Source organism: Leptotrichia sp. oral taxon 498 (assembly GCF_002240055.1).
GTDB lineage: Bacteria > Fusobacteriota > Fusobacteriia > Fusobacteriales > Leptotrichiaceae > Leptotrichia > Leptotrichia rugosa.
Genome location: NZ_CP016753.1, coordinates 1,241,364 through 1,262,334, shown reverse-complemented (window position 1 = coordinate 1,262,334; position 20,971 = coordinate 1,241,364). Strand labels below are relative to the sequence as shown.

The following is a 20,971-nucleotide window of genomic DNA, read 5'->3' as shown; positions in this document are numbered from 1 at the left end:
CTCAAGTTTTTTTAAATTATTAATTTTTTTTCTTTTTAAATATCCGATACTTTATAACTCTTTTGTCTGAAATTAAAATATAAATTTCATCTTCGATTATACATATCTTTCGTATTTCGCTATCTGCAACTTTTTTTTCTATTAATATTTTAAACTCTTCATCGGTAATTAGCATCGTTCCATCAACTAATCCAATAAAAAACTTTCCTTCGTTTTCTTCAATATAATTAATTTTTGCATTTGCTACTTTTATAGAATTGTACAATTCTTTATCTAGAATATTCCAAATTTCTATTTCGCCATCTTCTGTTCCAGCAAAATATTTTAGTCCGACTATTTTAGAATAGGTGTGATCATTTTCCGTTTTTATTTCAAATATTTTTTTTAATTTATTTTCAAAAATGTAGATTATATTATTTTCTTTTTCTTCTTCTCTAAATTTAATTATAACATTTTCGCCACTTGTAAAAATATCATAATTTCCAGTTTTTTTATTTTTATTTATTTTTGTAAAAATTAATTCTTCTGTGTCAACATCATAGGAAAATAATATATTATTTTCAATATATACAATTCTTCCGCTCGTTATAAAATTCATAGCCGTGATTAACTTATCTGTTTCAAAGACAAGCGCTTTTATTCTTTTTTTATTTCCATCACATTTATAAACTTTTCCATTTGGAGTTGACACAAAAAATATGCTTGATACAAACAATTGATTTTTTTCTTTTATATATTTTATAATTTTACTATTTTTTACTTTTCCGCCGCTTTCTTTTTCAAATATTCCTTTTTTAAAAAAAATTAACTTTTCACCAGTTGTAATAATTCTTTTATTTATGGGTTCCACACCAAAATCATTAACTTTTGTATTATACGTTATATCTTCTTCTAAAATTATATTCATTTTATTACTTTCCTAAGTACCCTTTTAATAAACAATATCTTCCGTTGGTCCATATCCATTTTTTTGGAATAGATCAACTACATTGTCATTCATTTTAGAAAAAATTTCACTGTTGTAATACATCTTCCAATCCCCATCATGTTTAGTTGTATCTAAAATATATTTGAAAAACATAAATGTATCATTTTGCTTAGCGTCGTAAATATATAATCTGTATGTATAAAACTGAGGCTTATCTTTTAACTCTCTTGATGAAATATTACTTGGCAGTAATTTTGCAATATCACCTTCAAAATCTAGCAAGATATTCATAATATTTTCATAAGTTAATTCTTTTTTTTCTTTTTCATTGTACAAAAGTCCAATTTCTAAATTTCCAGTTCCGATATAGTAAGTCAAAAAATCATTGTCAATGTCACAATAGACATTTCCTTTTAAATTTGTGCTATTAATCAAATCTATTTCTTTTTTTACATAAAAATTAGGATTTTTAATCCAATGGCAAGTTCCCGAAAAAGAAATCCCAGAGATTAGCAATGCCAACGAAAATACAAACTTTTTCATTATAAAACTCTCCTTATAACACCAGGAATAAAATTTTTGCTTTTTTTATTTTTTTAGCATAAATATATAGCTTATCCTTTAATTCATAAGAAATTTTACCATATTTTTTAATTAATTACAAGGGAAGAAATTAGTAAATAAAATTTGCAATTAAATGAAAAAAGATATAAAATAGATTGTATAAAAATTTTAAAAAGAAGGGAAAATACTATGATTGTCGGTATTACAGGAGGAATTGGAAGTGGAAAAAGCACTGTCAGCCGAATTTTGAGAGATAAAGGGTTTTATTTTGTCGATTTAGACACGATTTCTCACGAAGTCATTCAAGATCCAGGAATAAAAACAGAAATTTTTAAAAATTTTGGAAGTGAAATTTTTGACAAAGAAGAGATTTCACGAAAAAAATTGGGAAAAATTGTTTTTGAGAATAAAAAAAAATTGAAAAAATTAAATTCCATTATGCATCCTGAAATTTTGAAAAGAATGCGAAAAAAAATTAATGAAAGCAAAAAAAATCTTGTGTTTGTGGAAATTCAGCTGCTTTTTGAAGTTGGATGGGAGAATGAATTTGATTTAATTTTACTCGTTTGGGCTGATAAAAATACTCAAATTAAGAGAGTTTTGGCTAGAGATAAGCGGAGTGAAAATGAAACGGAAAATATAATAAATTCTCAAATTTCTTTGGATGAAAAAATAAAAAAAAGCGATTATGTCATTGAAAATAACAACGATAATTTAGAAGATTTAAAAAATAAAATAGATGATTTTATTAATTTTTTGGAAACTAAACTAAATTTTGAAAAAAAAGAGGTGTAAAATGAAAAAAATAATATTATTTATTACTTTGGCTATTTTAGCTGGTTTAGCTGGTTTTATAGCTTGGCTTTCTGTGCCGTTTAATATTCTTATAATAGGAAGTGACGCTTATGCAAATCAGCCAACAAAAGGTTCAAGAAGCGACGGTTTAATTCTTGTTAGAGTTGTGCCGCTTACAGCTCAAATTAAAATGGTTTCAATTCCTAGAGATTCTTATGCCGAAATTCCTTGCGAAAACTATAAGATGGATAAAATTACGCACTCTCACGCTTTTGGAGGAACTCCTTGTACTGTGGAAGCTGTGGAAAAATTGCTTGATGTAAAAGTTGATTATCACATTTTATTCAGATTTGAAAATGTTATGGACATCACAACGATGATTGACGGAGTTGACGTTGTTGCAAATCACACTTTTAATCAAGACTATTTTGATCAGGAAGTTTTTCACTTTAACAAAGGGCAAGTTTATAACTTAAAAGGACGACAAGCACTTGCTTATACAAGACATAGAAAAAGTGACACTGCTTTTAAGCGGGATGAAAGACAAAGACAGGTCATTCAAGGAATTGTGCAAAAACTTTCAGCTCCTTCAGGATGGAAATACATTCCAAAAGTTTTGGACTACACAAAAAAAAATATGGAAATTGAAGTAAATCCTATAAAAGCTCTAAGCGCTGCACCTGCAATTTTATTGCATCATCCAATTGAACAGCATGAACTTCAGGGAGATGGACGAATGATTAATGGTGTTTATTACTATATTTTAAACGATAATTCACTAAACGACATAATTTATGATTTTCAAAATTAAATAAATTTTTTAAAGAAATTTTTTTAAATTATTATTTTATAAAAATACAACTTTTGTGATATAATAATAATAATAATAAAATTTTTATAAAATCAAAGAAAGGAAAAAAATGGAAATTAAAAAAGCTGAATTTATAAAATCCGCTGTCTATGCAAATGAATATCCAAAATTCAACAATTTTACAGAATTTTCTTTTATTGGGCGTTCAAATGTTGGAAAATCTTCTTTGATAAATTCTTTGACAAAGCGGAAAAACCTTGCCAGAACAAGTAAAACTCCTGGAAGAACACAATTAATTAACTATTTTTTGATAAATGATAAAATTCATTTTGTCGATTTGCCTGGTTACGGATTTGCAAAAGTTCCTCAAGCTGTTAAAAAAAATTGGGGAAAAATTATAGAAGATTATTTAACTTCAGATAGAAAAAAAATTGTGTTTTTGCTTTTGGATTTGAGAAGAATTCCGTCAAATGAAGATATGGAGATGTTAAAGTGGCTGGAACACTTTGAAATAGAATATTATATAATTTTTACAAAATCCGATAAATTGTCGAATAACGAAAAATTTAAGCAGTTAAAAGAAATTAAGAAAAAGCTCGTCTTTGACAATGAAGATGTATTTTTTTATTCTTCACTAAAAAATACTGGACGGGAAGAACTTCTCAAATTTATCGAAGAAAAAACTCAAAATTACGAATAAAAATTTTTGTGTAAACCTCTAAATAATATATGGTAAAATAACTATATAATATTTGGAGGTTTTTGTTATGGCTGAAAAGAAAATTGACACAGATTCTTTCCCTTCATGCTAAAGGGATGAGCAACAGAGACATTATGGAAATTAGGGATTTTACGGAATTTGTATATTAAAAAAGTGGTCAGATTTAATGAATTGCAAAGAAATCTGGAGAATATTACTACAAAAACTTTGACAGAGCAATTGAGAGAACTTGAAGATAAAAAAATGATAAAAAGAACTATTTATCCTGAAATTCCTCCAAGAGTCGAATATTCTCTAACTGACATAGGTAGTTCTATTGATCCTGTATTAAAAACTTTATGCGATTGGGGGAAATGACTATTTGGAATTGATTGATAGTAATACAGATAAGGTTTAAAAATAAGTTATGCGGAAACAAAATTTTCAAGTAAAAAATATTTTCTATCATAATAGAGTTGTTAAAGCTACTATTTAATGAAAAAAAGGGGGTTGCATGGCTTTTAATAAATTTAAAAATGATAAAGTATCGTTGTAATTTTTGCAATATATTTGTATTTTTCGTTGTAAAAAGTGTATGAAGAGAACATTTTTTCGTTGTAATTTTTGTTAAGATGTGCTATATTTTATACATAAAGTTGTGAAAAGAGGTGTTTTATGTATAGAGTTGCTATTGAAAATCTTTATGAATGGAAAAATAAAAAAGATAGGAAACCTTTGGTTATACAAGGGGCAAGACAAGTGGGAAAAACTTGGCTTATGAAGGAATTTGGAGAGAAGGCTTATAAAAATACAGTTTATATAAATTTTGATTCTAATTCTAATATGAAAGAATTGTTTGAAGTAGATTTAGATGTAGACCGACTAATTATGGGGATTGAGCTTTATAGCGGAATAAAAATAGTGCCTAAAGAAACTTTGATTATTTTTGATGAAGTTCAGGAAGTTCCAAGAGCAATTTCTAGCCTTAAATATTTTTACGAAAATGCACGGCAGTATCATATTGTTTGTGCGGGTTCATTATTAGGAGTTGCACTGCATGAGGGGACATCGTTTCCGGTTGGGAAAATTGATTTTTTAAAGTTGTATCCTTTATCTTTTGAGGAATTTTTACTTGCCACAGGGAATGGGAAATTTTTAAAACTTATTGAAAATAATGATTATCAGATGATAAAAGTATTTAGGCAAAAATTTATAGATATACTTAAATACTACTATTTTGTAGGAGGAATGCCTGAATGCGTACTTCATTTTTCGGAAAATAAAGATTTTAATGAAGTTAGGGAAATTCAAAAGCGTATACTTTTAGCTTATGAACAGGATTTTTCAAAACATGCTCCAAATGAAATTGTGCCTAGATTGAGAATGTTATGGAATAGTATTCCATCACAACTTGCAAAAGAAAATAAAAAATTTATTTATGGTTTGGTTAGGGAAGGTGCGAGGGCAAAAGAATACGAAATGGCATTAATGTGGCTTATTGACTGTGGTCTTATTTATAAAGTGAATAGAGTTAATAACCCTAAACTTCCATTAAAAGCATACGGAGATTTGAAGGCTTTTAAACTGTTCTTGCTTGATACAGGACTTCTTACCTGCATGACAGGATTGAATCAGAGTACACTTATTGAAGGAAATAAACTATTTGTTGAATTTAAAGGAGCATTAACAGAACAATATGTGTTGCAACAACTTGTTACAATTGAAAATTTGAATATATATTATTACACAAATGACCGTGGTTCATGTGAAATTGACTTCTTATTAGATAATGGAGAAAGTATAATCCCTGTCGAAGTAAAAGCCGAAGTAAATTTAAAAGCCAAAAGTTTGAAAATATATAAAGAAAAATATAACCCCGAAATATCAGTAAGAATATCAATGAATGATTATAAAAAAGAAGAATGGTTGTTAAATTTACCGTTGTATATGACAGAAGAAATCGGAAATATTGTGAAAAAAGAAAAAAATAATAAAGGATAGTTTTAAAATGGGAAAAGAATATAATTATAATCCACCATTTGAGATTACAAATGAGATAATTGAGCTTGTGGCTCAGATTACTGAATTAACAGGAATGATTATAGTTTCAGAAAAATTATCTTCAAATCCAGTTTTGAGAAGAGAAAATAGAATAAAAACAATTTATTCATCACTTGCGATAGAACAAAATACACTAACATTTGAACAAGTGACGGACGTGATTAATGGGAAAAGAATTTTAGCTCCGCCAAAGGATATAAAAGAAGTTAAGAATGCTTATGAAATCTATGAAAAATTAACTTTATTAAATCCATATTCGATTAAAGATTTACTCAAGGCACATAAAATCTTGACTGCTGATTTAATAAATGAAAATGGAAGATTTCGTACAAAAGGAGCAGGAGTTTATCAGGGAAGTCAGCTGATTCATGCAGGGACACCACCTCAATATATTCCTGAATTAATCGACCAGCTTTTTTCGTGGTTGAAAAAAAGTAAAGTTCATCCACTAATAAAGGCATGTGTATTTCATTATGAATTTGAATTTATTCATCCGTTTCAAGATGGAAATGGAAGGTTAGGACGGCTTTGGCATACATTAATCCTATCAAAATGGAAAGAGTTTTTTGCTTGGCTTCCAATTGAAACTTTGATTCAGAAAAAACAGCAGAAATATTATGAGGCGATAAATTTATCGAATAATATTGGAGAATCTACGCCATTTATTACATTTATTCTTGAAATAATAAAAGAAACTTTGGAAGAATTGCAAAAAAATGACTTAAAAATGACTGATATTTTGACTGATAAAATGACTGATAAAGAGTTACAAAGGCTGAAAATACTGGAAGTGTATTTTGAGAAAAATAATTATATTGACAATAGTGAGGCTCAAAAAATTTTGAATGTTTCGGATTCTACGGCAAGAAGATTTTTGAATAAACTTGTGAAAAATGGGATTTTGGAGGCGATTGGAGAGAAGAAAGGGAGAAAATATAGGAAGAAATAAAATTTAAATTTTTAAATATTTAAGAATTATAAAAAATTATGATAATTCAAGAATAAATTAATATAAACAGGATGAGATAAAATGGATGTAAGTATAATTACTTGGGATGAAAATTATTATGATAGTTGTTACGAGGATTATCTTCAAATTATGAAAAATAATGAAATTGTTTATTATGGATATTGGTATGAATTAATTTCTTATAATGAAGAAGTACGATATAAGTTTGTGTTTGAATTTAATTATGGAGATATAAAAAATAAATGTGATACAGGTATAGTAAAATTTGAGAATAATTTTTTGATGGTTCCATATCGAGAAAAAATTTATCAACACAATTACAAATATTTACCTTTAAAATTTACTGAACATCAGTTATTAAGGTTGATGTCTAAAGAAGAAATAAGTTTAATAAACAAAATTTCTTGTTCAGATATTTTGTTACAGTGGTTAGGATTGAGTAATTTTAAAGGATATTTTGATACATTTGAAGAATATAAAAAACAATTATTTTATGATATATATTTTGTTGATATAGATAAATTAGATAATAATATTGAAAATTTTTTTAAAGAAATATCGAAACTAAGAAATAGAGAAATAGTAAAAATTTTAAAAAATGATTTTGAAATTGTCACGGCTTATTTGAATACGGGAAAAATTTGGGAAGCATTTTTGAAAAAGGATGATAAAATATATTTGAATACAGGACTGGATGTAAGCATAGATATAACAGATATTGCAGAGAAGTATTATAAAAAATCTTAAAATCAATTGCTTTTAAAACGGATAAAAGATATAATTAAATAAAAAAGAAAGGGAGAAAGTATTGAAAGAAATAGTAAAATATGGAGATAAATTATATGGAAATAAAATATTCAAAATTTGAAATTAATATGTGGGATATATTTTTTCTAATACTGTTTTTAGGACATTTATTAGGAGGAATTGATATTTTATTTAATGAGAAAGAAAAGGACGGGATATTTTTTTTAGCTATTGGAATAAGTTATTTTATATATAGATTTCTTTTGGTAATGATTATTAAAAATAAGATGAAATTTGATTTTTCTGATTATGAAGTGAAAATAAAAGGTCTATTTTTTGAGAAAACGATTGCATATAATGATATAAAAACTTTGACAGTGAGAAAAAATATATTAGGCTCGTATGACATTCTTTTAAATTTTGACAGCTCAATGAATATTTACAAGTATTTCTGTAATTTAATAATTGATGTTTCAATAGAAAGTAATCATAAAAAAAGTTATATTTTTTGTGACATAAAAAATAAAGATGAAATTTTGGAATGTTTATTGGAGAAAATAGGTTATCCAAAAAAAGAAATTCGTGAAAAAGTGAATGGAGAAAAATTATATGTAAAATATTCAATTTTTGAAAAGTATTATATGATGTGTTTTGCAGTATTTTTTATAATAATAATTTTTTCAGTTGGAATTACTTGGGGATATTTAAATTTAATGATTAAATTGTTTACAATAATAATATTATTACTGGTAATAACTGTAATAATATTTTTTAAAAAAGATTATATTATGAAAAGATATAGTAATTACAGTATATCAATTTCTGAAAAGAAAAAAGAAATTTATATTATGGATGATTTTTTTGAAACAGATAAAAAAGTGATAGTTAATTATGAAAATACAAATTTTAATAGCGTAAAATTTAATTTTTATTATTTTCAAAATAATGTTATGCCTAAAAATTATAAAAAATATGATAATTAAAATTATAAAAATAATGATTTACAGGAATGAACGAAATTATTGGATTATTTATCATACATGGCGTTTTTGGAGATTGGTTAAAAATAAAATGAAGAAAAGAAGGAGAAATTTATGAAATATGTAGCAATTGATGAGTAAGATGAAAAAGGGTTTGAGGAATATATTGAAAGTTTGAAAAAAAGTGGAATGGAACTTTCAGAAGAAGAAATACAGGAAATAAAGGATGACATTAACGATCAAGTAGCCTTTTGCCTAATGAATAATGATAAAAAATTTGATGAAATTTTTGAAAAAGTATCTGAAATTAATGAAGAAGCTTATTTAAATGGCCATGGATGGGCGGCTTTAATTGAAAGTTATTTGGAGAATAATTATCCAGAACTTTATGAAGACTATGATTCTGATCCTGAAGCTGGGGGATATGCTGGACGCTATTTTGGAAATACTAAGGAAAACTGGGGAAAAATTCGGAAAGTGGCTGAAATAGTTGAGGATTTGATTGAAAATGAAGATAAAATTTATAAATATATTGAGGAAAATGGAGATGATATTTTCTGGGATTCATTTTAGATAAAAATAGAAATGAGGGAAAATGAAGATAGCGTTTAATGTAAATGATAATGGCGATATTGAGGATTTTGAAGTTGACTGGCTTGGGAAAAAAGTATACGTATCAATAGAAGAAGCTGAAATTTATGATAAGGAACTGGAAAAACAGATGTCTCTTATTCTTGATAGTGTAGAAGAATGGGATGTCAAAATAAAGAATAGCATTGTAAAAAAATATTTAGGTATGGCGAACAGCCGTTTAAAAGAGAATAAATTGTCTGTTCCATTGGAGAAGGTTATTCAAAAATTGGGAAATAGCTTAACTAAATACGATGTAGAAAATGCTAGAAATGGAATTATTACAGAAAACTTTTTCTTCCAAAATTTAACAATTGATGAAATAATGCCATATTCTATTAGTCAATTTAGTGTGTGGGCTTACGATGAAGTACTTTTTAATGGATATATGTTTATAACTGATGCTGAGATTTACGAGAAAGTTGTTTTTGATGATTTGACAAATATTTATAAAAAATCATAATTTTGAAAAGGAATTATTACAATGAAGAATAGGGATTACATTGAAGGATTTATTGAAGGTGTCTTAATGTGTTGGAATGATGGGATGAAGGTTTGTCCTGAATATACGGCAATATATATTGATACATTTTTTATTGACAATGATAAAAATAATGATTTGAATGAAATAATAAAGAAAAAATTATTGCAATATTATGAAAGTAGTTCATCTGAGAAAAAAGATGATAATACTAGAAAAAAATTGGAAAAATTGAATATTGTTTTCAAAAAAAATAGAAAACATGAAAAATTGATAAAACAAAATGAAACAAAAGCTGGTTACGATAGAATTTCTGAATTTATTAAATTGCAAACAGAATTTACTGTTGAGGAAATAATTGAAAATTTAGAAAATAAAGCAGATAAAAAGGAACAATACTGGAATGTAAGATGTTTTTTCAATCAAATAACACATTGGTTTGGTGAGCCTGTAAATTTTTATGTAGCGATAAAGAAATATGAAGCTATTTTAAGTGAATTTTATGCATACAATGTTTTTTCAGCAGGAATAATACGGTATAAAGAATATTTATTAATGATTGTTTATGGCTCTGATGAATAAAAAAAATCTTAAAATCAATTGCTTTTAAAACAGATAAAAGATATAATTAAATAAAAAAGAAAGGAAGATAAGAAAATGAAAAAATAGAAAGAATAACAATAATAGTTTTAGACAGTGTTGGAGCAGGAGAATTGTCTGATGCGAATTTATTTGATGACTGTGGGTCAAATACTTTAGGGAATATGGCGAAAGCTCATGGTGGAATGAGTTTGCCTAATATGGGTAAATTAGGACTTGGAAATATTACTGAAATTGAAGGGACTCCAGCTGTGGAAAATGCTGAAGGGGCCTATGGAAGAGCGATTGAGGTATCACATGGAAAAGATTCTACGACTGGACATTGGGAGATAGCTGGTGTGCCGCTAGAAAGACCGTTTCCAAATTATAAAAATGGATTTTCAGATGAAGTTATAAAGGAATTTGAAGAAAAAACAGGAAGAAAAGCTATGTTGAATAAGCCAATTTCAGGGACTGTAGCGATTGACCAATATGGAGAAGAACAAATTAGAACAGGAAATTGGATAGTTTACGGTTCAGCGGACCCTGTGTTTCAAATTGCTGCAAATGAAGAAATTATACCATTAGAAGAACTTTACAAAGCATGTGAAATTGCACTTGAAATTTGTAATGAAAAATCGCCTGTGGCAAGGGTAATTGCAAGACCTTATGTTGGTAAAAAAGTTGGAGAATTTAAAAGAACTGCAAACAGACACGACTTTTCGATTGATCCGCCAAAAGAAACAATGCTTGAAAGATTGGAAAAAGCTGGACTTGATGTAGTTGGAATTGGAAAAACGAGTGACTTGTTCAATGGAAAAGGAATTACAGACAATAGAAAAGCTAATCAAGATAATTTGGATGGAATTAAGAAAACAATTGTGGCATTAAAAGAAGATACAAAAGGATTGATTTTTACTAACTTGGTTGACTTTGATGCAGTTTATGGGCATAGAAGAAATGTGGAAGGTTATGTAAATGCTTTGATTGAATTTGACAATTGGTTACCTGAAATTGAGAAAAATTTGAAAGATGATGAAATCTTGATTATCACTGCCGATCACGGAAATGATCCTACTTATAAAGGAACTGACCACACAAGAGAGTACATTCCAATATTGATTTACGGAAAAAATGTCAAAAAGAATATAAATATTGGAACAAGAAAAACTTTTGCTGATATTGCGGCGACTGTTGAGGAAATTTTATTGGGGACTGAAAAAGAAGGAAGTTTTGCCAAAGAGATTTTGGAAGACTAGGAAATAGGTAAATGTGGGTTAACAAAAAGATAGCAAGAAGTCTCCGACTTTTATAAGTGGGAGATAAATTGCTTTTTTTGTAAAAAAATTAAAAAAAAATATACATATGATACAATATCAAAAGGAGGTGTAATTTCATGAAATATAATTTAGCATTCAGATACAGAATTTATCCAAATAAGGAACAGAAATTATTGATAAACAAGACTTTTGGATGTGTTCGTTTTGTTTACAATACGATTTTGTATACTGCAAATAAATTTTATGAAGAAACTGGAAAAAATAAAATAATTACACCTGCCAGTTTGAAAAGTGAAAATCAATTTTTAAAAGAAGTGGACAGTTTGGCACTTTCAAATGCTCAATTAAATGTAAGACGATCGTTTACGAATTTTTTTCAGAAGAGAGCGAAATTTCCGAGGTTCAAATCTAAAAAGAATAGTGTTAAAAGTTATACGACAAATTGTGTGAATAATTCAATACGAATTGAGGAAAATAAATATTTGGTTTTGCCAAAATTGAAAAAAATAAAATTAAAATATCATAGAGAAATGCCAAAGGATTACAGAATAAAGTCGGTAACATTGACAAACAGTAATGGAAATTACTATGTTTCTGTTTTGACAGAATTTGAAAAAGAAATTCAAAAAATACCAAGTAATGATAAAGTAATTGGACTTGACTTTTCAATGTCTGAATTATTTGTCAGTTCTGAAAACCAAAGAGCTGATTATCCAAGATATTTTAGGATGTTGGAAGAAGAATTGAAAAAATTGCAGAAATCATTATCAAAAAAAGTGAGATTTTCTAAAAATTGGTATAAGCAAAAAGAGAAAATATCAAAATTGCATGAATATATCAAAAATTGTCGAAGAGATTTTCTACATAAATTATCAAAAAAATTGTCCAAAGAACATAATGCTGTGATTGTCGAGGATTTGAATATGAAAGGGATGAGTCAGGCATTAAATTTTGGGAAAAGTGTAGGAGATAATGGATGGGGAATGTTTTTGAAAATGCTTGAGTATAAGTTGATGTTTTTAGGAAAGCAATTTTTAAAAATAGATAAGTGGTTTCCGTCATCGAAAACTTGTAGTAGATGTGGAAATGTTAAAGAGGAACTGAAATTATCAGAAAGAAGTTATAAATGTGAGTGCTGTGGAATTGAAATTGATAGAGATTACAATGCGGCATTGAATATAAGAGATGTTGGAAAAGAAATGTTGAAATATTAGGAAATAAAAAAACAGGTCAGGAACTGCCCGAAGAGCTTGGTAAATATATTTGGCTAACAAAAGCAGATACTTCCCAAGAAGCTCCCACTTCTAAAAGCGGGAGTAGTTCACTTTGCGAATGTGAATTAATAGTAAAATTTAAAGGAGAAAATTTGAGGATGAAAAAATTATTGATTGTTATTTTGTTTTGTTTTTGTGTAATTGCTTGTGGGAAGAAAAGCCAGGGAACTGGAAATATAAATAAAAAAAATCGTATTCCCAATGTCCAATTAGAAACTAAAACAATGGAAGATGAAATTAAGGAAATGGTAAATATTTGGAATAAAGCCTCTAGTAATGGGGATTTTGATACTTTAGAAAAAATATTGGCAGATAAAATTGAATATTATCAGACAACAGTATCAAAGGATTATTATATTAGGGATCAAAAGAAATTTTTTGAGAAAAATCCAGTCTATGGACAGGTTTTAAAGGGAAATATTGAAGTGGAAAAAATATCAGATAGACAAGTAAAAGCAGAGTTTGTGAAGGAAGTTACGACAAAGGAAGGGATAAAAGATTATCCATCATATTTAGTATTTGAAAAAATTAATGGTGAATGGAAAATTGTTTTAGAAAGTGATTTAGTTTCTGATGCAAATATAAGAAAACAAAAAATTGCTAAGACTAAAACAATAAGCAGTTCAGAAGAAGCATATCAGTTAGTGCGAAAATCTATCATTAAACATGATTTAGCTGATGTTAACTGTATAATGACTTTAGATACTGGACAAGATGAGAATTATTATTATTTCGATATTCGCAGTGATAATGAAAAATGTGGTGGAGATCCAAGTGTAGCACCACGATTATTTAGTTATCAAGTAAATAAGAAAACAGGCAAATTAAAAACAGATTCAATGCAGTGGGCTGAAAAAATCGGAAAAGATCCTTTAACAATGGAATTTCATGCGATAGATTAAAATTTGAGAGAGAAATTAAGAATAATTTTAAAAATTTAAAGGAGAGATTTGGGATGAAAAAATTTATTTTGTTAGGGATTTTTATATTAACTTTTATGACACAGGCTAATAGTTCGTTTAATATTAAAGATGATAATTATAATATGAGTGGTTATTGCTTAGGAATTGGGAAAGCAAAAGTTGATAAAGTTGATGAATATACTGGAACAACAACTTTTAGAGCCGCTTTATGTAGAGTGGATGATAAAGTTGTAAGGAATGTTACAGTTTTGTTTGACTATATATATGTGGATACTAATTATGATATTAGAAAAAAATTATTTTTTATTCCTGTTACAGCTCTTGCTCAAGCAAAATATAATTCAGATAATAATATACTAAGAATGCACATGCAAATGCGTGGAACAGCTTACAAAAATTTACCAGATGGATTCATTCTACCTATAACTTCAAAAAATATAAAAGAACAAGGTGCTAAAATTGTAGATGAAGATTTAGTAGAAGTTTATGGAAGCACTTTGGGAGTGCCAACAGTTTCTGAAGAGAAATTTTTAGATGAAGATTATTAAAATGAAGAATAGGGAGAATTTTATGAGAAAAATTATATTACTTTTAAATTTATTTTTAGTTTTTAACAAAAAGATAGCAAGAAGTCGTAGGCTTTCTATAAGTGGGAGATGAATTGCTTTTTTTGTAAAAAAAATTGAAAAAAGGATATGCCTATGATACAATTTTTGTATAAAATATCGAAGAGAAATAATTAAAAATAATATTCAAAATCAAAAGGAGGTGTAATTTATGAAATATAATTTAGCATTCAAATACAGAATTTATCCAAATAAGGAGCAGGAATTATTGATAAATAAGACTTTTGGATGTGTTCGTTTTGTTTACAATACGATTTTGTGTATCGCTAATAAAATTTATGAAGAAACTGGAAAAAATAAAATAGTTACACCTGCCAGTTTGAAAAGTGAAAATCAATTTTTAAAAGAAGTAGATAGTCTGGCACTTTCAAATGCTCAATTGAATGTAAAACGATCGTTTATGAATTTCTTTCAAAAGAGAGCGAAGTTTCCAAGGTTCAAATCTAAAAAGAATAATGTTAAAAGTTATACGACAAATTGTGTGAATAATTCAATACGAATTGAGGAAACAAAATATTTGGTTTTGCCAAAATTGAAAAAAGTTAAATTAAAATATCATAGAGAAATACCGAAGGATTACAAGATAAAGTCAGTAACATTGACAAACAGTAATGGAAATTACTATGTTTCCATCTTGACAGAATTTGAAAAAGAAATTCAAAAAAATCCAAGTAATGATAAAGTGATTGGACTTGATTTTTCAATGTCTGAATTATTTGTCAGCTCTGAAAACCAAAGGGCTGATTATCCAAGATATTTTAGGATGTTGGAGAAAAAATTGAAAAAATTACAGAAATCATTATCGAGAAAAGTAAAATTCTCTAAAAATTGGTATAAGCAAAAAGCGAAAATATCAAAGTTGCATGAGTATATTAAAAATTGTCGAAAAGATTTTCTGCATAAATTATCAAAAAAATTGTCTGAAGCGTATAATGCTGTAGTTGTTGAGGATTTGAATATGAAAGGGATGAGTCAAGCATTAAATTTTGGGAAAAGTGTAGGAGATAATGGATGGGGAATGTTTTTGAGAATGCTTGAGTATAAACTGATGTTTTTAGGGAAACAATTTTTGAAGACAGATAAATGGTTTCCATCGTCGAAAACTTGTAGTAAATGTGGAAATGTTAAAGAGGAACTGAAATTATCAGAAAGAAGTTATAAATGTGAGTGCTGTGGAATTGAAATTGATAGAGATTACAATGCGGCACTGAATATAAGAGATGTTGGAAAAGAAATGTTGAAATATTAGGAAATAAAGAAACAGGGCAGGGACTGCCTGAAGAGCTTGGTAAATATATTTGGCTAACAAAAGCAGATACTTCCCAAGAAGCTCCCGCTTCTAAAAGCGGGAGTAGTTCACTAGTGAATATTTATATAAAAGAGAAAAACGAAATAATTTACAGGAAAATTTTTTAAAAGAAATAAATAATTTAGGTTATAATTTTAATACAATTTATGACTTAATTCTTTTAGAAAAAAAACATAAAAATGTGATTCCAATTTTTAAAAAATATTTAAAATTATTTGATTTAGATACAAGAAAAAATTTAGTTAGATTTTTAGGTGTAAAGGGATTTGATGAAATAATTCCGCTTTTGGAAAATGAATTTTTGGAAAATGTAGATAAAGAATATAGAATATCAATAGTAAACAGTCTAAGATTAATAGAAAATGATGAGATAGCAAAGGATTATTTAAAAAAATTGATGAAGATATAAATTTTAAGAATAAAAAAATTTCATTAATTTATATTCCTGATTAATGATTTTATCATGATTTTCTAAATTAAATTTTTATAATGTAGGCTAATATTGAAGAATAATAATTAATTAATAACTTTAAAACAGTAGGTGATAATCAATGAATAAAAATGAAGAAGAACAAAAGTGGCTAGACTGGGCAATTGAACTTCAAAGTCTAGCACAAGCAGGACTTGCTTATGGGAAAGATAAATTTGATATTGAGCGATTTGAGAGAATTAGGGAGATTTCGGCAGAAATGGTGGCTCATAAAACTGAGATTTCAGTGGAAAAGGTAAAGAATTTATTTTGTAATGAAAGTGGGTATCAGACGCCTAAGATTGATGTGAGAGGCGTGATTTTTGAAAATGATAAAATTCTTTTAATTCAGGAAAGTAACGGGAAATGGGCGTTACCAGGTGGATGGGCGGATGTTTATCTTTCTGTGAAGGAAAATGTGTTGAAGGAAGTTAAGGAAGAAGCTGGGATTGAGGCTAGTGCTGAGATGATTATTGCTTTACTGGATGTCACCAAAAATCAAAAGAAAAAGATTCCATATGGTATAACGAAAGTATTTGTTTTGTGTAAATATGTGAGTGGAAAATTTGAGAAAAATATTGAAACGGTTGGCAGCAGATATTTTGGGATTGATGAATTGCCTGAACTGGAAGAGAAAAAAATTACAGTTGATCAGATAAAGATGTGTTTTGAGGCGAATAAGAATAAGGATAAATGGAAGGTTGTCTTTGATTAGGAGTACGAAGTGTATAAATTGTTAAAAATAAGTAGATTTTTTATTTTAAAGATTTATATTGTTTATAACAGGAAGTTATGATGAAAGAAGTAATGTATTTCTAAAAAATTTTATCCAAGAGAAATTAATATAACAGAATTAAAAATAGAAAAATTGATGGAAATTTCAATGGTTTTTAGAAATAAATAATGATGTGTTTAATAAGATAATCTATGGGAGCAAAAAATGAGAAAATATAAAAAATTAAATGAAAAAGTAAATAAACAATTTGAAAAGATAATTAATAGATCAGAAGAAGTTAATAAAAATATGAAAGAATTTATTGAAGTAAATAATAGAATGCTCGATAATTTTGAAAATTTGGATAAGGTTTTAGAAGATATTGACAGAGAATTTGCTAAAAAAACAGGAATTTTGAACAAAAAAGATCAAATATTTTTATGGACTGCAGTTGCTTTACAGGTATCAAGAATTTACATAATAAGTGAGATAACTAAGGTAGAAAATGCAGGAAAAGGAAAACTTGAAGACTCTTTAAAAAATTTTCAAAAAAAAATATTTAAAAATTTTGAAGATAAAAAAGATCAAATAAATCAAGAATATAGAGCTTCATTAAAACAAATTTTAACAGACAAAGTACCCTATGATGCTACAAATGGAGGAGGAAAATTTGAACTTTTTAAAGGAGCGAATCATAGATTTGCTACACTTGGTCATGATCCAATTTTAGGGTTCATATTTGGAACTGCAAATATATTAACAAATACTATAACGACTGTTCAAATTCCTTTAGTATCAACATATCATGTTAAATATAATGAGATATATGGAAATCCTCAAATTACCGAATTGGCTTCAACAGTATTAATGCTTTCAAAAGTAGGTGAAAGAATAAAAGAAGATAAAATAGCAGTAGCTTTAGCATTAATTAAACAGGTAATACACATAGGAACAGATTTGTATACGCCAAAAGGTATTCAAATTCCAGGTGCTAATTTAGTTTTATCTAAAAAGAATGCAGAAAATTTAACAAAATATGTAAGTACAGGAAATATAATAAAAGTTACTTTTTCAGCAATTATAACAATGGTTATAAATTTTATAATTAGCATACTTCATAATTTGTTATATGATGAAACTAATGATATTTCAAGAGAATTGTATAATGTAAGAACTCAAAAAATATTAAAAGTTTCCAATATAATAGCTGAATCTTTAAATATAGCATATGTTGGTGCTAATGTAGGAATAGGAATGTATACACGAAATACTGCATTAATAAAAGAGGGAGTGAAAAAAATTGATTTAGGAGGTTACATAGTTGCAGTTCATCAAATTTTGAAAAGTTCTTCGGTACGAGAAAAAATAAGAAGAGAGTATTTGGAAAATAGATTATATGATAAGTTTTTGGGAGAAGAGTATAGTTTTTAGAAGGAGAATAAGGTATGTTTGGAAATAAAAAAAGTTTTAATGAAGGAATGAAAAGTGGAATAAGACTTTCAGAAGAAATTGTTAAAAGAGATACAAGAGCAATAAACAAACTATACGAAATACTTAAAAATATAACGGGAGATACAAGAGAATTAAAGGAAACCTTTGAAGAGGTTATAAAAAGTCTAGAAAACTCAGAAATAGAAAAATTATTTGGCATAGTGAAAACATCAAATCCAAATGATTTGGAAGAAGAAGAAAAAATAATATTATTACAAATTTTAGTAGATATTTCAAAAAGATATGGAAGTAATAGTAATCAAAAAGAATTTTTAAGAAATTTAACACTTTATTTTGAGATTAATTTTGAAGATTTGTTAAAGGAAAATAACTTTAAAAAAGCAATAGATAATATTGGTAGCAAAAAATCAGAAAAAATAATGTACAAAATTATAAAGGAATATCTGTATTTAGAAAATGATAACAATAATTATGGAAATAAATATGCTGAGTATTTATCATTATTTGTATATGGATTGGCAGATAATAAAAATATAGAAAATGAAGTTGAATTTAAAGTTATTATTTTTGGTGAAGAAATTTTATATCAGCAATTTTCAAAATATAGTTATGATTTTGAAAATATAAAAAAAAATAATTTAGTTGAAGAAGAAATCAATATAAAAGAATACTACATAGAAACAGAAGAAAAAGAAAAAAAAGAAATAACAAAAGAAATTTTTGAATTATATTTAAAGGATTACAATGATAATACTGCAAAAAATAAATATTATGAGATTGTAAGTTATGATATATATGTGGAAACTACAAATTTTATAGTTTATCCTAAAAATGATAAATTAATTTCATTGAATAAAGAAACAAAAGAAAAAACAGATATTGTATTGAATTTTGAAATGACCAAAGAATATATAACTGGAGAGCTTTTTGGAAGTAAAAAAATAACTTCATATAACGATATATTATACATAATTAGTGAAGATAATGAAATTTATTTTCATAATATATATATATAAATAAAAGTGGGAAAATAGAAGTTCCAAAATCAGAATATGAAAAATTTAATATAAAAGTGGATAAAAATATTTTATGTTATTTAGATAATTATTCGAATATATTTTTAATGGATACTCAAAAAAATTATAAACATTTTAATATAGAAGAAAAATCCAATAAGTGTCATGATTATTCAAAAAAATTTTTTTCATTGGGAAAAGAGTATTCTGTAAAATATAAAACAGAAAATTATACTTGTAAATCAATAGAAAAAACAGATTTTTTTATAATAAAAGAAAAAAATATATATTTTTTATCTGCAAATGACAAAAAATGGAAATTAAAAAGATTTAATGTTGAAACAGAATTTATGGAAGATTATTTGCTAGAATTTGATAAAAAAGATTGGTTTAATAATGAATATAAGATTTTTAGAATGGGTGAATATTTATCTAATATTTATCTAATATTTTATATGGATGAAGGAGATACAGTAGATGTTACACATATTAATTTAAAAACTAAAAAAATTAAAAATGTAGTTTTTGGGATAAGAGAAAGTATTTTTTGGAATATAAAACAGATAGAAACATATAATGACTTTTTAATAATGTGCGATATGAAAAAAGAAAAAGTACTTATACATAATTTCAAATTAATAGACGATGAAACTGTAATTCATAATAATGAAAAAGATTATATAAAACTAGGACAATTTTTAACAACACAAAAAAGAGATAAAATTTATGAATTGAAATAAAAAGTTTAGGAGAAAATATAAAAATGAGTTATTATAAAGAATTAAAAATATTGGGATTTAAAGGATTTAGTAAAGAATGTTCAATAGAATTTGCAATTCCAAATGAAAAAGAAGAAGGAAGCGGATTAACAATACTGGTGGGAGAAAATAATAGTGGTAAAACAAGCATAAGTTCCTTCCTTTGTATTTCCGATTCCGATTCCCTTTCTTTGTCCAATTGTGTAATACATAAGCCCATTATGATGCCCCAGCACTTTTCCTTGTGTATTTACAATATTTCCACCTTTTGCAGGCAAGTATTGCGATAAAAACTTATTAAAGTCACGTTCTCCAATAAAGCAGATTCCTGTGCTGTCTTTTTTCTTCGCCGTTGCCAAATTATATTTTTCAGCTATTTCACGAATCTGTGGCTTTGTATATTCTCCCAATGAAAACAGAACTTTTTCCAGCTGTTCCTGATTTAATTGGCAAAGAAAATACGTCTGATCCTTGTTATCATCAATTCCTCTTAACATAGTTGATTTGATTTTCCCATCTTTTTCCTCGTGAACAATTCTCGCATAATGCCCTGTTGCCACATAATCGGCCCCAATCTTCATCGCATAATCTAGAAATGCACGGAATTTGATTTCCTTATTACACATCACATCAGGATTAGGAGTTCTTCCCTTTTTATATTCATCTAAAAAATACGTAAAAACTTTATCCCAATATTCCTTCACAAAATTCACCGAATAATAAGGTATCCCCAACTGCTCTGCCACAGCAATCACATCCTTATAGTCCTCTTCCGCCATGCAGACTCCATTTTCGTCCTTCTCTTCCCAGTTCTTCATAAAAACCCCAATTACATCGTATCCCTGTTCTTTAAGCAAAATAGCCGCAACTGAAGAATCTACCCCGCCCGACATTCCTAACACA

The 20,971-nt window shown here is 27.1% G+C and carries 24 protein-coding genes and 1 pseudogene; 22 read left to right on the top strand and 3 right to left on the bottom strand.

The genetic code is table 11. The features are described from left to right. Positions 1-19 precede the first annotated feature (19 nt). Together BCB68_RS06275 and BCB68_RS06270 are read right to left on the bottom strand one after the other, a co-directional pair. Positions 20-907, bottom strand: coding sequence for a hypothetical protein (locus BCB68_RS06275; RefSeq protein ID WP_094079994.1), 888 nt, complete (start codon positions 905-907; stop codon positions 20-22). A gap of 24 nt (positions 908-931) precedes the next feature. Next, positions 932-1,471, bottom strand: a complete 540-nt coding sequence (locus tag BCB68_RS06270; protein ID WP_094079993.1) for a hypothetical protein — start codon at positions 1,469-1,471, stop codon at positions 932-934. A gap of 210 nt (positions 1,472-1,681) precedes the next feature. Here BCB68_RS06270 and coaE point away from each other — a divergent pair, with 210 nt between their 5' ends. From coaE to BCB68_RS11055, 22 genes and pseudogenes are all read left to right on the top strand, one after another. Next, positions 1,682-2,287: a dephospho-CoA kinase gene (gene coaE / locus BCB68_RS06265; protein WP_094080791.1), complete on the top strand. Its 606-nt coding sequence runs from the start codon at positions 1,682-1,684 to the stop codon at positions 2,285-2,287. A gap of 1 nt (position 2,288) precedes the next feature. After that, entirely contained in the window at positions 2,289-3,098 is an 810-nt protein-coding gene (locus tag BCB68_RS06260; protein WP_094079992.1) for an LCP family protein, read from the top strand. A 109-nt stretch (positions 3,099-3,207) separates the two neighbouring features. Then, the gene (gene yihA / locus BCB68_RS06255) at positions 3,208-3,798 is read left to right on the top strand and encodes a ribosome biogenesis GTP-binding protein YihA/YsxC (protein WP_094079991.1); all 591 of its coding nucleotides are present in this window, start codon (positions 3,208-3,210) and stop codon (positions 3,796-3,798) included. A gap of 174 nt (positions 3,799-3,972) precedes the next feature. Beyond that, a complete protein-coding gene (locus tag BCB68_RS06250) occupies positions 3,973-4,176 on the top strand; it encodes a winged helix-turn-helix transcriptional regulator (protein ID WP_237048577.1) in 204 nt (67 codons plus the stop codon). A 297-nt stretch (positions 4,177-4,473) separates the two neighbouring features. After that, positions 4,474-5,799, top strand: coding sequence for an ATP-binding protein (locus tag BCB68_RS06245; protein WP_094079989.1), 1,326 nt, complete (start codon positions 4,474-4,476; stop codon positions 5,797-5,799). A 7-nt stretch (positions 5,800-5,806) separates the two neighbouring features. Continuing rightward, positions 5,807-6,808 (top strand): Fic family protein, encoded by a 1,002-nt coding sequence (locus tag BCB68_RS06240; RefSeq protein ID WP_094079988.1) that lies wholly within the window; start codon positions 5,807-5,809, stop codon positions 6,806-6,808. 81 nt (positions 6,809-6,889) lie between these two features. Beyond that, positions 6,890-7,576 carry a hypothetical protein gene (locus BCB68_RS06235; protein ID WP_094079987.1) on the top strand — a complete coding sequence of 229 codons (687 nt, stop codon included), beginning with the start codon at positions 6,890-6,892 and terminating at the stop codon, positions 7,574-7,576. A 95-nt stretch (positions 7,577-7,671) separates the two neighbouring features. Further along, the gene (locus tag BCB68_RS06230) at positions 7,672-8,559 is read left to right on the top strand and encodes a hypothetical protein (protein WP_094079986.1); all 888 of its coding nucleotides are present in this window, start codon (positions 7,672-7,674) and stop codon (positions 8,557-8,559) included. A gap of 171 nt (positions 8,560-8,730) precedes the next feature. Beyond that, positions 8,731-9,129, top strand: coding sequence for an immunity 51 family protein (locus tag BCB68_RS06225; RefSeq protein ID WP_237048576.1), 399 nt, complete (start codon positions 8,731-8,733; stop codon positions 9,127-9,129). A gap of 22 nt (positions 9,130-9,151) precedes the next feature. After that, on the top strand, positions 9,152-9,649 hold the full coding sequence (locus BCB68_RS06220; protein WP_237048575.1) for a DUF2262 domain-containing protein: 498 nt from the start codon (positions 9,152-9,154) through the stop codon (positions 9,647-9,649). Positions 9,650-9,670: 21 nt separating this feature from the next. Further along, complete coding sequence (locus tag BCB68_RS06215) at positions 9,671-10,249, top strand: hypothetical protein (protein ID WP_094079985.1); 579 nt, start codon at positions 9,671-9,673, stop codon at positions 10,247-10,249. A 131-nt stretch (positions 10,250-10,380) separates the two neighbouring features. Further along, positions 10,381-11,505: a phosphopentomutase gene (locus BCB68_RS06210; RefSeq protein ID WP_237048574.1), complete on the top strand. Its 1,125-nt coding sequence runs from the start codon at positions 10,381-10,383 to the stop codon at positions 11,503-11,505. Positions 11,506-11,642: 137 nt separating this feature from the next. After that, positions 11,643-12,740 carry an RNA-guided endonuclease TnpB family protein gene (locus tag BCB68_RS06205; protein WP_094079983.1) on the top strand — a complete coding sequence of 366 codons (1,098 nt, stop codon included), beginning with the start codon at positions 11,643-11,645 and terminating at the stop codon, positions 12,738-12,740. 158 nt (positions 12,741-12,898) lie between these two features. Continuing rightward, positions 12,899-13,702 (top strand): hypothetical protein, encoded by an 804-nt coding sequence (locus BCB68_RS06200; protein WP_094079982.1) that lies wholly within the window; start codon positions 12,899-12,901, stop codon positions 13,700-13,702. Positions 13,703-13,755: 53 nt separating this feature from the next. Further along, complete coding sequence (locus tag BCB68_RS06195; protein WP_094079981.1) at positions 13,756-14,271, top strand: hypothetical protein; 516 nt, start codon at positions 13,756-13,758, stop codon at positions 14,269-14,271. 229 nt (positions 14,272-14,500) lie between these two features. Continuing rightward, positions 14,501-15,598 (top strand): RNA-guided endonuclease TnpB family protein, encoded by a 1,098-nt coding sequence (locus BCB68_RS06190; RefSeq protein WP_094079980.1) that lies wholly within the window; start codon positions 14,501-14,503, stop codon positions 15,596-15,598. A gap of 241 nt (positions 15,599-15,839) precedes the next feature. Next, complete coding sequence (locus BCB68_RS06185; RefSeq protein WP_094079979.1) at positions 15,840-16,067, top strand: hypothetical protein; 228 nt, start codon at positions 15,840-15,842, stop codon at positions 16,065-16,067. A 142-nt stretch (positions 16,068-16,209) separates the two neighbouring features. Further along, on the top strand, positions 16,210-16,842 hold the full coding sequence (locus BCB68_RS06180) for an NUDIX hydrolase (RefSeq protein WP_094079978.1): 633 nt from the start codon (positions 16,210-16,212) through the stop codon (positions 16,840-16,842). Positions 16,843-17,067: 225 nt separating this feature from the next. Next, on the top strand, positions 17,068-18,273 hold the full coding sequence (locus BCB68_RS06175) for a hypothetical protein (RefSeq protein WP_094079977.1): 1,206 nt from the start codon (positions 17,068-17,070) through the stop codon (positions 18,271-18,273). A gap of 14 nt (positions 18,274-18,287) precedes the next feature. After that, positions 18,288-19,310 (top strand): hypothetical protein, encoded by a 1,023-nt coding sequence (locus BCB68_RS06170; protein WP_094079976.1) that lies wholly within the window; start codon positions 18,288-18,290, stop codon positions 19,308-19,310. A 107-nt stretch (positions 19,311-19,417) separates the two neighbouring features. Further along, a complete protein-coding gene (locus BCB68_RS06165; protein ID WP_157697360.1) occupies positions 19,418-20,050 on the top strand; it encodes a hypothetical protein in 633 nt (210 codons plus the stop codon). Positions 20,051-20,073: 23 nt separating this feature from the next. Then, positions 20,074-20,178: pseudogene (locus tag BCB68_RS11055) on the top strand (hypothetical protein); the annotation flags it as partial. Here the strand turns inward: BCB68_RS11055 and mnmA are convergent. Next, positions 20,176-20,961 carry a tRNA 2-thiouridine(34) synthase MnmA gene (gene mnmA, locus BCB68_RS06155; RefSeq protein WP_442915278.1) on the bottom strand — a complete coding sequence of 262 codons (786 nt, stop codon included), beginning with the start codon at positions 20,959-20,961 and terminating at the stop codon, positions 20,176-20,178. The pseudogene BCB68_RS11055 and the gene mnmA overlap by 3 nt on opposite strands. Positions 20,962-20,971: the final 10 nt, after the last annotated feature.